This window comes from Vogesella margarita, from assembly GCF_028548475.1.
GTDB lineage: Bacteria > Pseudomonadota > Gammaproteobacteria > Burkholderiales > Chromobacteriaceae > Vogesella > Vogesella margarita.
This window is the reverse complement of record NZ_JAQQLE010000014.1, coordinates 1-14,309: the sequence shown is the minus strand read 5'-3', so window position 1 is coordinate 14,309 and position 14,309 is coordinate 1. Positions and strand designations below refer to the sequence as shown.

Below are 14,309 nucleotides of genomic sequence, written 5' to 3'. Positions count from 1 at the left end.
GACCCCACGATGCGCTCACTGATTCTCGCCGTGCAGTTCCTCACCCGCCTGCCCACGCCGCAGCTGAAAACCTTCGACCCGGCGTGGCTGGCCGACGCCGCACGCTGGTTCGCGCCGGTCGGGTTGCTGGTCGGCGTCGTGGTGTGGCTGGCGGTGCTGGCCGGCAGCCTGCTCGATCCCTGGCTCGCCGCACTGGCCGGCCTGCTGGCCTGGCTGTGGGTCACCGGCGGCCTGCATCTGGACGGCCTCGCCGACCTCGCCGATGCGCAGGGCGCGGCACACCGTTCGCGCGAACGCTTTCTGGAAGTGCTGAAAGACCCGCACCTGGGCAGCTTCGGCGTGATGAGCATGGCGATGCAGCTGATCGCCAAGCTGGTGCTGCTGATGCTGGTGGTGAAGTTTGCGCTGGCGGAGGCGGGGTTTTCCCAAGGTGCGCTTTATTCCCCGGATGCGCCTGCGGCTTATCCGAGCTACCTGTCCGGGCTACCCATACTGGCCGCCAACCTCGCACCGCTGCTGCTGGTGCCGGCGTGGGCGCGGCTGTTCACCGTGGCCTGGTCGGCGACGCTGCCCAGCCTCGCCGCCGGCAGCGGCGAGCGCTTCGCCTGGCGCACGCACTGGCCCAGCTTCTGGCTGAGCGCCGCGCTGCTGGCGGCCGCCTCGTGGTGGCTGGCGCCGGCGCTGCTGCTGGCACCGCTGGCCGGGCTGTGGTGGTGGGCGTACCTGAAAAGGAAGCTGGGCGGCAGGACCGGCGACTGCCTCGGCGCCGGCATCGAGCTGTGCGAGAACTTACTGTTGCTGGCACTAGTCGCTTCAACGCATCTCTGACATGTTCACTCGAATTAGATGCTAAGTATTTCTACGAATAGACAAATGCCATAGCATTGTGAATTATTGCATAAATATCATTATTGCATTTATGGGCATTGGTTTATGGCAACCTTCGAAAATATCAGCAACACCGCCGTCAACAGTATGGATTTTGGCTTCTCGTATGCCGACTTCAAGGCCGATCTGGACACCAGCTACAGCAACATGCTGGCTACCATTGAGGCAATGCAGTCTGGTATGTATGGCCAACCAAGCTTTGGCTACGATATGGAAAGTAATACAAGCTTGGCTGGCTGGTTTGATACCAGCAACACACACGCTTGGGTTCATCTCTCTGCATTCAAACAGACATCAAACACTTCGGGTACTGTCATTGCTGATGCAGTGAACATCGACGCAACGAATGTGGATGCGTTCTATGGCTGGGAAGGAAATGTCGGGCTTTCCATCTCTTTGGGGAATTCCTTCAGCGATAGCAAAGTTGTCATCACCAAGAACTCAGCTTCCAGCATAAATTTCGGCACTCTGGATAACCATGGCTCTATCATTGCCTTCGAAGGCAACTTCAAGCTCGGTTACAACAGTGGCACGTTTGACATACAAGATGTGGTGAGCAACCCGATAAAATTTGCAGGGCAAGCTACATCCGTCTACCTGGTTTATTTCAACGAAGACACCCCATCGGTAGACAATGATTTTTATTTTGTCAAACTCAAAGGCAGCTTTAGTGTAGCCGATGGCGAGATTATTGCCGGTACGGTCACTGGCTATGAATACGGAACCGGTGTTGGTGGTGACGGTGATGGCGAACCGACCTTCTCCAAGCTCGGCAGTGTAGACAAACTCACCATCTCAGCATTGGCCCTGAAAAGCCAACTTGAGGGCGAAGGGTTCACTACCCTTGCCCAAACGGCCTACGCTGGCAACGACCTGATTACGGGCACCGATGGGAGTAACTATCTGGATGGCAGCTTTGGTAATGACAAAATCCAAGGTTTGGCAGGGAATGACCAGATATTTGGTGGCCTCGGCAATGACATTCTTGACGGTGGCGACGGTGACGACACCATCGACGGTGGTGCCGGTGTAGACAAAATTACTGACCTGAGTGGCAACAACACCATCACCGATATGGAAGATGTAGCTACCATCACTACCGGTGCCGGTGATGACAACATCCGCGCCGGCAATGGTAACAACAAGATTATTGCTGGCGATGGCGACAATCGCATCCTGGCAGGCTACGGACCTGAAGAGTACGATGTTGATGATGCGACCGGCAATGGCACAGGTAACAACACCATTACCACCGGCAATGGCAACAACTTCATTGTGACGGGCAATGGCAACGACAAAATTGTTACTGGCAATGGCAACAATTACATTGATGCTTGGCAGGGCCACAACCAGATCACGACCGGCAACGGTAATAATGAGATTTGGGGAGGATATGGCAACGACAAGATTGTTACTGGCAACGGTGACAACTACATCGATGCCTGGGGTGGCAATAACCAGATTGCAGCAGGTAATGGTCTGAATGTGATTTACGCCAGCAATGGTAATAATAAAATTGTGGCCGGTAATGGCAAGACTGCCATAGATGATAATCTTGACCTGATCCTAGACGCAGACACCAACCAGCCAATCATTCTCGGCAACCAGATTTATGTCGGAAATGGTAATAATCTCATTACCACCGGCAAGGGAAATGACCACATTGAAGTAGGTTATGGTACCAATAAAATCGTTGCCGGCGATGGTGACAATGAAGTCTGGGCAGGGGCGTACCTTGACGAAGATGACAGTCTTGTTCTTGTTCTGACGGCAACTGCCGGTAACAATACCATCACTACTGGTGCTGGTAATGATCACATCTTGTCCGGAGATGGGCATGACAAAATCACGACCGGAAATGGTGACAATTATGTAAACGCCTCTGCTGGCAATAACACCATTACCACAGGTAGCGGTAACGACACTATTGCGGCTGGTGCCGGCAACGACAAAATTACGGCCGGGGATGGCAATAACATCATTACCGCAGGCGATGGTACCAACACTATCACCACGGGTACCGGCAATGATGTTATCACCACAGGCAGCGGCAACGACAAGATTACTGCGAGCAATGGCGACAATATCGTCAACGCAGGCGATGGTGCCAACACCATCATCACGGGTACCGGCAATGATGTCATCACCACAGGCAGCGGCAACGACAAAATTACTGCGGGTGATGGCAACAACACCGTTCACGCGGGGGCTGGCAATGACAATACCAAAGGTGGTGCCGGCGTAGATCTCTTATATGGTGAAAACGGTAATGACACACTCGTCGCCGGGGCTGGTAACGACACTCTCATCGGTGGTGCTGGCAAGGATCTCCTGACAGGTGGCACTGGCACCGATATTTTCCGATTCGATTTCCTCGAAACTGATCCCGCGATGTTCGACACCGTTACCGACTTCAAGAGTGGCGAAGATCAGTTGCAATTCGATACATCTGTTTTCACGGCTCTGCAGGGCTTCACTCTAGATAACCTGCTCATCGGAACCGGTGAAACAACGGCCAAGAGCGCTGACCAGCATCTGATCTATGACAGCAAAGCGGGCAAGTTGTACTACGACGCAGATGGTAGCGGCACAGAGGCTTCGACTGTCCTCGTTGCCACCGTCAAAGGTGTAACATCAAATGACTTTGCGAAGTCTTTTGGCCTTGATCTCATCTAAGTAAAGTCGATAAACCCTTCAGGGCCTCTGCCAGCAGCAGGGGCCTTTTTTGCATAATGAAAACCTACTCTCTGATCCATCAGTTTTTCGGCAAACACATCACGCACTGCATTCTGTTTAGCGTGTTCATCAACCTTGCCAACCTTGCCCCATCCATTTACATGCTTCAGGTCTACGACCGTGTCTTGCCAAGTCGCAGCAATGAAACCCTGATCATGCTTACCCTGCTAGCGGCCTACTTTCTGGCCGCACAGGCCATTCTTGACTACCTTAGAGGTCGGCTGCTGGCTGAAGCAGCCATGCAACTAGAACAGACTGTCAGCACACAGGCCATCCAACAGCACTTTAGAGATAAAATCTTCATCAAAAAACAACCCGATCACCCGCTTCTGAAAGATATTGCAACTCTGCGTCACTTTATCGGAGGGCACAGCTTGATTGCCCTGCTGGATGCACCTTGGTTCATTTTCTATCTGTTGGTGATTTACTGGTTTCATCCACTGTTAGGCAATATTGCCTTGGCAGGCAGCCTGCTGCTGGTCACTCTTACCCTGCTGAGTGAACATGGCAGCAAGCAATTTATACAGACCAGCCAGCCGCTGACCAGGCAGGCCAGCCAGATGATCGATGATGCTTATCAACACAGCCAGGTCATCTGTTCTATGCACATGCAACCGGCCATCATTAACCGCTGGCAACAGCAACAGCAACAGATTAACGCTGTCACCCGCATATTTGGGAAATTGGCCGGAAAAGTCAGCAGCCATAGCAAATTGATCCGGCAACTACTACAAATTGCCATGATGGGCACCGGTGCTTATCTGGTTATCGACCAGCATCTGTCATCTGGTGTCATGTTGGCTACCACCATCATTCTGGGCAAGGCCTTGGCCCCCGTAGAAAGCCTGACCGGAAGCTGGAAAACGATCGTCCAGGCCATGATGGCATTACGCAATCTCAGTCCGTTACTTGACACACCGGCCAGCAAGCCACCTCTCCTGCCTTCCGCGATTGACGGGCATCTAAGTGTGGAAAACGTCACGATTTTTGGACAGCGCCCAGATATACAGATCTTGAGAAATATCAGTTGGCGCCTTGAACCGGGCAAACAACTTGCCATCATTGGTCCCAATGGCTCGGGCAAGAGCACCTTAGCAAGAGTCATCGCGGGGGCCACCTATTGCGATACTGGCAGTATTCGTTTGGACGGCATCAATTACGCTAATGGTGCCGCCCCACAAATGGGGGACCACATAGGCTACCTACCGCAAGACCTGTCGCTGTTGTCGGGTACAGTGGCAGAGAATATCAGTCGGTTCCAGGCAGCAGACCACGACAAAGTCATCGCGGCCAGTCGCATGGCCGGAACCCATGAGATGATTCTGAAATTGCCCGCCAGCTACGAAACCTTAATCGGCGAGGGAGGCATTCAACTGTCAGGTGGCCAGCTACAACGCATCGCCCTGGCTCGTGCCCTCTACAATCAGCCTGCTTTGGTCGTTTTGGATGAGCCTAATGCCTATCTGGACCATGATGGCGAACAAGCCTTGCAAGCAACGCTCTTGCAACTGAAGACGCAGGGCACCACTACCGTCATTATCACCCATCGACCTAGCCTGACCCAATACGCCGACCAACTTCTGGTCATGAATGCCGGCCGTGTTGAAAAAATGGGCAGCCGTGCCGACATCCTGGCAGTGACACACCCCTCCCCACAAACAAACCATGCATAGCGAACTCAACCTAATCAAGCAACGCGGAACATTTGTCATCGTCACGGCATTTGTCATGGCTGGCGCATGGCTAGCACTCGCCCCCATTAGCAAAACCGTTACAGCTAGTGGGATGTTAAAAGTGAGCGAATACAAAAAGGTGATTCGTCACCCAAATACTGCCACCGTCACGGCTATTCATGTGCAGGATGGCGAGCATGTACTTCGCGGGCAGCGCTTGCTTTCCCTTGAAAATAGTACGCAATTAGCCAACCTCAATAATCTCACTACTGAAATTTTTTCAGAACAAGCAAAGGTCAGCCGCCTACAGTCAGAAATTAACGGCAAAACAGCTATAGATTTTGATTCGGCCCTGATTTCGGCCGCCAAGCAAGACGACAATCTTGCCAAAATTCTGAGCCAGGAAAACCTGTTATTCAAATCAAGAATGGCACTGCAAACATCCATGCAGCAGAATATCCGCGATAGTTTGCAGGCGCTTTCACTAGAAATTCAATCCCGGAACAGCAGACTGTCAACAATCCAACAGTCCAGAGCCATCGCAGAACACGACCTGGAAAATTTCAAACGTCTAAAAGAGGAAAACTTTTTTTCGGAAAACAAGGTGAATGAGCAGCGTCGCATCGTCAACGACTACATAGATAGACAGCAAGAAGCCTATTCGGACATTGCCCAAGCCCGTCAGCGGCTGGCGCAACACCGTACGCAGCTCGCAGAAATCCAGGACAATTTTATTTCCAACAGTGCGGCAGAACTCAAAGAAGCAAGTAAGCGCTTGGCTACCCTGCAAGCAAGCAACCTGCCTGCCAATCAGTCATTAAAGGACACGACCATCCTCAGTCCGGTCGATGGCACAGTGATGGGGCTTAAAGTTCATACCACCGGTTCTGCCATCGGTGCACTGGATGCTTTGCTTGAAATTGTGCCGGATAGCCGGCAGATGGGTATTGATGCACGACTGGATCTCAACTCGATCCGGCACATTCGGCTGAATCAGCAAGCTGAAATCCGCTTTCCCGCATTACCCGTCAAGAGCACCCCTCTGATCAAGGGAACTATCACTTATATCGCCTCTGATGCCACAATCGACTCGAACTCCGGTGAAGCCTATTATGCGATCAAGGTTTCACCATTACTTGATGCAACAAATCGTGTGTTGAGCCGCGACTTCAAACCCGGCATGCTGGCTGAAATTTACATCCAAACGGGTCACAGCACCCCCCTGCAGTACCTGATGGAGCCGTTACGAGATGCGGTTCCCAAAGCATTCCGCGAGTCATAAGCAATATACGGAGAGCATCTGTCCTCATGAAAAAAACCGCACCCTGTCTGCACAGGGCGCGGTTTTTGTTTGCGGCCAACCTTGGCCGCAGGCGGACGGCTTACAGCGTGCCGGCCACCTTCTTGTTGCGCATCAGGCACAGCATGTCACAGGCGATGTGCGCGGCGGCGATGGCGGTAATCTCGCTCTGGTCGTAGCTCGGCGCCACTTCCACCACGTCCATGCCGACGATGTTCAGGTCGCCCAGGTTGCGGATGATCTTCAGCGCCTGTGCGGTGGTGAGGCCGCCCGGTACCGGGGTGCCGGTGCCCGGGGCAAATGCCGGATCCAGGCAGTCGATGTCGAAGGTGACGTACACCGGCGCGTCGCCGATGGTCTTCTTGATCTCGGCGATGGTGGCATCGACGCCGTTGTCGTGCACCCACGGCGCGCCCAGCACGTTCAGGCCCATGAAGTCGTCGTTCCAGGTGCGGATGCCGACCTGTACCGACTTGGCCGGATCGATCAGGCCGTCCTTCACCGCCTTGTAGAACATGGTGCCGTGGTTCAGGCTGTCCGGCTCGTCGTCCGGCCAGGTATCGCAGTGCGCATCGAAGTGCAGCAGCGCCAGCGGCTTGCCGTACTTTTCGGCGTGCGCGATCAACAGCGGGTAGGTGACGAAGTGGTCGCCGCCGAAGGTCAGCATCTTGGCGCCGGAGGCGAGGATAGTGCGTGCGTGTTCGATGATGGACGGCTTGATGGTCAGCGGGTTGTGCGCGTCGAACCAGCAGTCGCCGTAGTCGATCACGGCCAGGTCGTCGAACGGGTCGAAGCCCCACGGGTAGGGCTTGAGCTCGGCCAGCTGCACGCTGGCGGCACGGATGGCCTGCGGACCCTGGCGCGCGCCGGAGCGGTAGGTGACGGACAGGTCCAGCGGAATGCCGGATACCACCACGTCCGCGCCTTCCAGATTGCGCGTGTAGTTGCGGCGCATGAAGGACAGCACGCCGGCGTAGGTGTTTTCGATGGAGGAGCCGTACAGGCTCTGGCGGCGAATGGCGCCGTCGCCCTTGATTTGATCGTCAGACATGTTCGCTCCGCAAGAAGAGCACGCCGCGGCGACGCGCCACGACGATTACCGTCCATCTGTACAGCCGACGGTTTGAGGCTGGCACACCCCGCGGTGCGCAGCGCGCAGTGTGCCGTGTCGGCGGTGCGAGGGCAAGTTTGGCGTGCGAAATGAATCACTTAAGCCGCAACCGCCGCGGCCAACGTTGGCCGCAATAAAAAAACAGCCCCGCAATCGCGGGGGCTGTTGTCCTTCGCTTCGGTGCCAGCGGTTTAGCTGCCGATCACGCCACCGTTGAGCTTGCGTACCACCACCGTGCCGGCGCGCGGGCGGCCGGCTTTCGGGCCGTCCGGCCAGGTGGAGATCGCGGTCGGCTTGGCCGGGTCGTTGCGCTCGGAGTCCGGCTCGCCAGGGTGCTGGATGTTGACGAACATGGTCTTCATGTCCGGCGTGAAGGCGAGGCCGGTGATCTCGCAACCGTTCGGGCCGGTCAGGAAGCGGCGGAATTCGCCGGTTTCCGGCACCACCGCCACCATCTGATTGTTACCCATGTCCTGGTATTCCTTCATGTTCACCGTGGAGGTGGACACGTCGGTCTGTACCCACAGCACGCCGTTGTGGTCGAATTTCAGGCCGTCCGGGCTGCCGAAGGCGTCGCCCTTGATGTTGCCGACGTGTTCCGGCTTGGCCGCGTCGGGGCGGCCGGCCAGCACGAAGATGTCCCACTTGAAGCCTAGGGCGGCGGCATCGCTGCCTTTTTCCTGCCAGTGCAGGATGTGGCCGAACTTGTTGTCGTTGCGCGGGTTGGCCGCGTCGGTGCCCGGCTTGCCTTCCTTGCCGCGGTCGCTGTTGTTGGTCAGGGTGCAGTACACGCTGCCCGGATGGCGCGGATCGACGGCAATCCATTCCGGACGGTCCATCTTGGTGGCGCCGAGCTTGTCGGCGGCCATGCGCGCCTTGATCACCACGTCGCCCTGGTCGGCAAAACCGTTTTCCGCGGTCAGGCCGTTCTGGCCGTGCACCAGCGGCAGCCACTGGCCGCTGCCATCGGCGTCGAAGCGTGCCACGTACAGCGTGCCCTCTTCCAGCAGCTGCATATTGGCCTTGCGGTTTTTCGGGTTGTACTTGTTCTTGGACACGAACTTGTAGATGTACTCGAAGCGCTGGTCGTCGCCCATGTACACCACCACTTGCCCGTTGGCCGCGATGGTGGTGGTGGCGCCTTCATGCTTGAAGCGGCCGAGTGCGGTGCGCTTCACCGGCTTGGCGGCCGGATCGAACGGGTCGATTTCCACCACCCAGCCGAAGCGGTTGGCTTCGTTCGGGTTCAACTGCAGGTCGAAGCGGAAGTCTTCCCACGCCCAGCGATAGCCGGCGTCCTTGTTGGAGATGCCGTAGCGCTTTTCCAGCTCGGTGAGGTTGCCGGATTCGTTGACGAACACGCCGTCGAAGTTCTCCTCACAGGTCAGGTAGGTGCCCCACGGCGTCGGGCCGCTGGCGCAGTTCTGGAAGGTGCCGAGGATTTCCACGCCTTGCGGATCGGCCTCGGTTTTCATCAGTGCATTGCCGCGTGCCGGGCCGCCGATGGCGATCGGCGTGTTGGCGGTGATGCGGCGCGCGTATTTCGACGGCCGTACCACTTGCCAGCCTTTGCCAGTGTCTTCGACTTCGATCACCGACACGCCGACGGCGGCTTGTGCCTTCTTCACCTTGTCGCCATTCCACGGCTTCATGCCGCCAACATGGAGCAGGCCGTCATCGGTGTATTCGTGGTTGATGGCCAGCAGGCCGTGCTTGGAGCCGGTCGCGCCCAGCGGCAGCGGGTAGTAGTGCATGCCGTCGTGGTGCATGCCGGCCTGGACTTCCTGCTCGGCGGCGCTGTTGGAAGCGTCCTGCTTGAAGGCCGGCATATTGCCCTTGATGCCCACCGGATCGCCCCAGGCGTACAGCACCTCGGCCGTGTAGCCTTCCGGCACCACGACCTTGTCTTCAAAACCGAACGGCACCGGCTTGAAGCCCAGCTGCGGGGTCTTCTTGGCAAACGGTGCGCTGGCGGCTTCGGCCAGGGTGGCGAAACTGCCCGACAGCACGCCGGCCACGCCGAGGGCACCAGAGCCCTGCAGCAGGCTGCGGCGGGAGAAGCGTGCTTCCAGCACTTCGGACAGCAATGGGTTGGTGGATTCGTTGGCCGCGGCCTCTACGCCGTGGTGTTTGATTTTGTAGCTGTCGGACATGATGAACCTCGTGGCGGCATGCGTTTATTGACCGCGCCTACCTTAAGGCAGGTGCGTGACAGCCAGATCACGGAAGCGTGTCAGTTGGATGACGTTTTCATGTCTTTTCACGCGGCACGGCGCTGCGGCTGTTGCGCCACCAGCGCCAGCGCAGGCGCAGGTCGTACCACAGCGGGCGCAGGCCGAGGACGAACAGGAACAGCGCCAGCGGCACGCTGAAGCCGTAGCCGAGGTAACTGAAGCCGAGCGCGCCGACCACGCCGCCGACGAAGAAGGCGCCGAGGATCAGCAGGTAAATCTGCAGCCGCTCGCGGTTGGCGCGCACCTGCGCCACCTTGCTGTTGCGGTCGCGGTTGACGTAGCTGGCGCGGGCCAGCTCGATGCCGATGTCGGTGGCGATGCCGGTCATGTGGGTGGAGCGCAACAGGCCGCCGGACAGCTTGGTGACAATGGTGTTGTGCATGCCCATGATGAAACACAGCAGCAGCACGATGGGCGGCGCGAAGAAATCGGGCGCGATCGCCAGCGCGGCACCGGACACGCCGAACAGCAGCATCAGCAGCGACTCCTCGATCAGCGACACGCCGTAGCCGCTGCGCAGGCGCTGCCGCCGCGCCCAGTTGATCAGCCACGCGGCGTGGGCGGCGCCGGCGATGAAGGCCAGCAGCGAGGCCAGTGCGGCCAACGTTGCCGACACGTCGCCCAGCACCAGGTTGTCCGCCATCGACGACACCACGCCGGACACGTGCGAGGTGTAGCGCTGCACCGCGAGAAAGCCGCCGGCATTGAGCGCGCCGGCGATGAAGGCCATCGCCCCGCCCAGCAGCCAGGTCAGCGGCTCGCGGTACAGGCTGCGCGTGGCGACGCGCTGGTCCAGCAGCCGGGAAAAGTGTTGTCTATGCATGGCGGGCCAAAGAAAAAGGCAGACCGCACGGTCTGCCTCGGGTTTGCGATCAGCTGCAGGCGCGCAGCGGGATGCCGGGCAACAGCCGCTGCTGCAGCGCGCGCAGCTTGTCGGCCTGCGCCGCGTCCAGCGCGCGGAAGCTGAGGGTGGTGAGCTGGCTGCGCTCGCTGCGGGCGTCGACCTTGGCCTTGTCGTAGCCGGCCGCCTTCAGCCGTGCCACCAGCGCCTGCGCCGCCGCCTCTTTCGAGAACAGGCCCAGCGACAGGTGGCCGCTGAACTCGCCTTCGGTCTTGACGATGTAGCTGTCGAAGCCCTTGCCCTTCAGCTCCGCCACCAGCGTCTGCGTTTCCGCCTTGGTCGCGAGCGGCGGGTAGAACACCCACACCCGGCCGGAGCCGCGCATCGCTTCCTTGACGCTGCTTTGCGGCGCGGCAGCCAGCTTCAGCGCCGGCAGGCCACCCTGCACCCGTGCCAGCTGCTTGTCGTCCAGCGCGCCCCAGGCCAGGCACTGTCCGGCAGCGGCCGGTTTGGCCACCGGCGTGAGCTCGGCCTTGGCCACGGTCGGCGTGTCGGCCTTGAGCGGCGCCACCGGTTTCTGCATGAGCGGCTTCTGCATGAGCGGCTTCTGCATGGCCGGCTTCTGTACGGATGGCTGGCTGGCGAGGGTTGCCGGCAGTGCCGCCGCCGGGGTGGCGACACTGGCGTCGAGGTTGTCGGTCAGCGCGGTGACGGCACTGGCTTCCGGCTGTGCCAGCGGCGCGGACGCCGGGCTCCAGCTGGCCGGCAGGATGGTCAGCTGCGCCGCATTGATGTCCTGCGCGCCGATGTCGGCGACCGGTTTCTGCTTCAGCACGCCATAGAGGCCGACCAGCACGTTCAGTACCACCACGATTACGAGAAACCACTTCATGAGCCGTCTGCCACGCTTGCTAATCCATAGATGACGAGATTATCCACCATCCGCGCATCCGGCGGGAGGTGCGGCTGCAACAAAGCGGCGTCGCCACCGGTGAGCAGCAAGCGCGGCGCACGGCCGGTGTGTGCGGCCAACCTTTGCTGCAGACGCTGGATCGCGCCGCACAGCGCGTCGATGGCGCCGGAGGCCAGCGCATCCTCGGTCCCCTGCGGGAAGGCGCAGGCGTGACCGGCGGCACGGTCGAGGTTGGCGGTATTCTGCGCCAGGCTGGCCAGCATCAGCCGGTAGCCGGGCAGGATCAGGCCGCCCAGATAGTCACCCTCGGCGGTCAGCGCCTCCACCGTCAGCGCGGTGCCGGCGCTGGCGATCACCACGTCCTGCGCCGGATAGCGCTGCCGCGCGCCCAGCACCGCCAGCCAGCGGTCGGCACCCTGCTCGGCGACATTGCGGTAGTGGTTGCGCACCCCGAATGCCGCCGCCTGCGCACGCTGCCACTGCACCGGCAGCGGCGAAGCCGCCTCGATCGCCTGTCGCACCGCCTCGTGCGCCACGCTGGCGGCCAGCACCGCGCTCAACGGCAGCGCCGCCCACGGCGCGGCCAGGGTGGCGATGTCGGCGTGCGCCACCGCGCCCTGCGGCTGCAGCTGGTGGCCGTCCCACAGTGCCCACTTGACGCGGGTGTTGCCGGCGTCGATCAGCAGCTTCATGGCGCCGCCCGCAGGCTGACTTCGCCAACATGGAACACGCGGCGGCCAGCGGCACCATCGACCAGCAGCGCCCCGCTGTCGTCGACACCGACGGCGATGCCGTCGGCCGGTTCGCCGTGGCTGAAGCTGAGGCGCACCGGCTGACCGATGAAGGCCGCCAGCTGGTGCCACTCGTCGCGGAAGGCGGCAAAGCCGTCGCGATCGAACTGCGCCAGCACCCCGGCCAGCTGGTTGAGCAGCGCCGCCAGCAGCGCATTGCGGCCAACCTTGCAGCCGGCGTCGGCGAGATTGGCCACCGGCTGGTCCACCTCGCCCGGCGCCTCCACGTTGAGGCCGATGCCGATCACCACCGCCGCCGGCCCCAGCGCATCGCCGGACAATTCGATCAGGATGCCGGCCAGCTTGCGGCCATCGAGCAGCACGTCGTTCGGCCACTTCAGCGCCACCGGCACGCCGAACTCGCGCAGGGCGCGCACGATGGCGATGCCGACCACCAGCGACAACCCGGCCAGGCCGGACAGGCCACGATCAAAGCGCCACAGCAGCGAGAAGGTCAGCCCGGCGCCAAGCCGCATCTGCCAGCGTCGCCCCAGCCGGCCGCGACCGGCGGTCTGCCGCTCCGCCGCCAGCACCAGGCCGTGCGGCGCGCCCTGCGCCGCGCGCGTGGTGAGCTGGGTATTGGAGGAGTCGATCTCGTCGGCCAGCGCCAGCGTGAACACGTTGGCCGCACGCTCGTCCAGAGCGGCACGCACCGAGCTCACATCCAGCAGCGAGAACGGCGCCGGCAGACGGTAGCCCTGGCCACGCACGCTGAACACGGTGAGGCCGAACTCGTTCTCCAGATGGTGCACCGCCTGCCACACCAGGGTGCGCGAACAGCCAAGCTGCTGCGCCATCGCCTCGCCGGAATGGAAACGGCCATCGGCCAGGGTGCGCAACACCGAAAACGCCAGGTCTTTCATTGGCCGTCCACGGTCCGGATTTTCTTGATGGTAGCGGTGGTCGAGGTATCGAACAGGAAGGGGATGGAGTGCACCTCGCCGCCGCGGGCCAGTGTTTCGGCGCTGCCGACGATCTTGTCCACCGTCCAGTCGCCGCCCTTGACCAGTACATCCGGCTGCACCAGTTCAATCAGATCGGCCGGGGTGTCGCTATCGAACCAGGTCACCAGGCTGACGCTTTCCAGCGCCGCCAGCACCGCCGCGCGGTTCAGCTCGTTGTTGATCGGTCGGTCGTCACCCTTGCCCTGCCGCTTCACCGAAGCGTCGGTATTCAGCCCCACGATCAGGCTGCCGCCCAGCGCCCGCGCCTGGGCGAGGTAAGTCACGTGACCGCGATGCAGAATGTCGAAACAGCCATTGGTAAACACGATCGGGCGCGGCAGTGCGGCCAACCTTGCGGCCAGTTGCTCGGGCGAACAGATCTTTTCTTCAAACTGCGGAGTCGGATAAGTCATGCGTTTCCTTTGCTGCGGCCACGACGACACGCGGCACAATACGATAAGCGGCAAGGATACCATTGCCTCCGCGCTTGCCGCAGCGGCAATGCAAAGCAAAAAGCCCGGACACGGGGTCCGGGCTTTTCTGTCCGCCGCGGAATGTTCCGCAGCGCTAATGGGGCTCTGGCAATGTCCTACTTTCACACCCGCAATGGGCACTATCATCGGCGCTAAAGTATTTCACGGTCCTGTTCGGAATGGGAAGGCGTGGGACTACTTCGCTATGGTCACCAGAAAAACTGGTCGTTTACCGGCATTCGGCGGGTAAACCAATGCCCCGACCATCCGGTCGGGGCATCTGAATGGGGCGTCTGGCGGTGTCCTACTTTCACACAGGTATCTGCACTATCATCGGCGCTAAGGCGTTTCACGGTCCTGTTCGGAATGGGAAGGCGTGGGACCACCTCGCTATGGCCACCAGAC

The 14,309-nt window shown here is 60.0% G+C and carries 11 protein-coding genes and 2 rRNA genes; 4 read left to right on the top strand and 9 right to left on the bottom strand.

Going from position 1 to position 14,309, the window contains the following annotated elements; all coding sequences use genetic code 11:
* Window positions 1–9: 9 nt before the first annotated feature.
* The 4 genes from PQU96_RS14245 (at window position 10) to PQU96_RS14230 (ending at window position 6,579) form a co-directional block, all read left to right on the top strand.
* Window positions 10–828: an adenosylcobinamide-GDP ribazoletransferase gene (locus tag PQU96_RS14245; protein WP_272773070.1), complete on the top strand. Its 819-nt coding sequence runs from the start codon at window positions 10–12 to the stop codon at window positions 826–828.
* Window positions 829–933: 105 nt separating this feature from the next.
* The gene (locus PQU96_RS14240; protein ID WP_272773069.1) at window positions 934–3,564 is read left to right on the top strand and encodes a calcium-binding protein; all 2,631 of its coding nucleotides are present in this window, start codon (window positions 934–936) and stop codon (window positions 3,562–3,564) included.
* A gap of 56 nt (window positions 3,565–3,620) precedes the next feature.
* Window positions 3,621–5,297, top strand: coding sequence for a type I secretion system permease/ATPase (locus PQU96_RS14235; RefSeq protein WP_272773068.1), 1,677 nt, complete (start codon window positions 3,621–3,623; stop codon window positions 5,295–5,297).
* Window positions 5,290–6,579 (top strand): HlyD family type I secretion periplasmic adaptor subunit, encoded by a 1,290-nt coding sequence (locus PQU96_RS14230; protein ID WP_272773066.1) that lies wholly within the window; start codon window positions 5,290–5,292, stop codon window positions 6,577–6,579. The genes PQU96_RS14235 and PQU96_RS14230 overlap by 8 nt, the downstream gene beginning before the upstream one ends.
* Before the next feature lie 100 nt (window positions 6,580–6,679).
* On the opposite strand, the gene speB is transcribed toward PQU96_RS14230, so the two are convergent.
* The 9 genes from speB to rrf (PQU96_RS14185) form a co-directional block, all read right to left on the bottom strand.
* Window positions 6,680–7,648: an agmatinase gene (speB, locus tag PQU96_RS14225; protein WP_272773065.1), complete on the bottom strand. Its 969-nt coding sequence runs from the start codon at window positions 7,646–7,648 to the stop codon at window positions 6,680–6,682.
* A 251-nt stretch (window positions 7,649–7,899) separates the two neighbouring features.
* Complete coding sequence (locus PQU96_RS14220; protein ID WP_272773064.1) at window positions 7,900–9,861, bottom strand: PhoX family protein; 1,962 nt, start codon at window positions 9,859–9,861, stop codon at window positions 7,900–7,902.
* Between the two features lie 97 nt (window positions 9,862–9,958).
* A complete protein-coding gene (locus tag PQU96_RS14215) occupies window positions 9,959–10,765 on the bottom strand; it encodes a YoaK family protein (protein WP_272773063.1) in 807 nt (268 codons plus the stop codon).
* Between the two features lie 49 nt (window positions 10,766–10,814).
* Window positions 10,815–11,675 (bottom strand): SPOR domain-containing protein, encoded by an 861-nt coding sequence (locus PQU96_RS14210; RefSeq protein ID WP_272773062.1) that lies wholly within the window; start codon window positions 11,673–11,675, stop codon window positions 10,815–10,817.
* Window positions 11,672–12,388, bottom strand: coding sequence for a type III pantothenate kinase (locus PQU96_RS14205; RefSeq protein WP_272773061.1), 717 nt, complete (start codon window positions 12,386–12,388; stop codon window positions 11,672–11,674). Before PQU96_RS14205 ends, PQU96_RS14210 begins: the two co-directional genes overlap by 4 nt.
* Entirely contained in the window at window positions 12,385–13,350 is a 966-nt protein-coding gene (locus tag PQU96_RS14200; RefSeq protein WP_272773060.1) for a biotin--[acetyl-CoA-carboxylase] ligase, read from the bottom strand. Before PQU96_RS14200 ends, PQU96_RS14205 begins: the two co-directional genes overlap by 4 nt.
* Window positions 13,347–13,844: a D-glycero-beta-D-manno-heptose 1-phosphate adenylyltransferase gene (gene rfaE2, locus PQU96_RS14195; RefSeq protein WP_272773059.1), complete on the bottom strand. Its 498-nt coding sequence runs from the start codon at window positions 13,842–13,844 to the stop codon at window positions 13,347–13,349. The genes PQU96_RS14200 and rfaE2 overlap by 4 nt, the downstream gene beginning before the upstream one ends.
* A 163-nt stretch (window positions 13,845–14,007) precedes the next feature.
* Window positions 14,008–14,121, bottom strand: a 5S ribosomal RNA gene (rrf, locus tag PQU96_RS14190).
* 74 nt (window positions 14,122–14,195) lie between these two features.
* Window positions 14,196–14,308, bottom strand: a 5S ribosomal RNA gene (gene rrf / locus PQU96_RS14185).
* Window position 14,309: the final 1 nt, after the last annotated feature.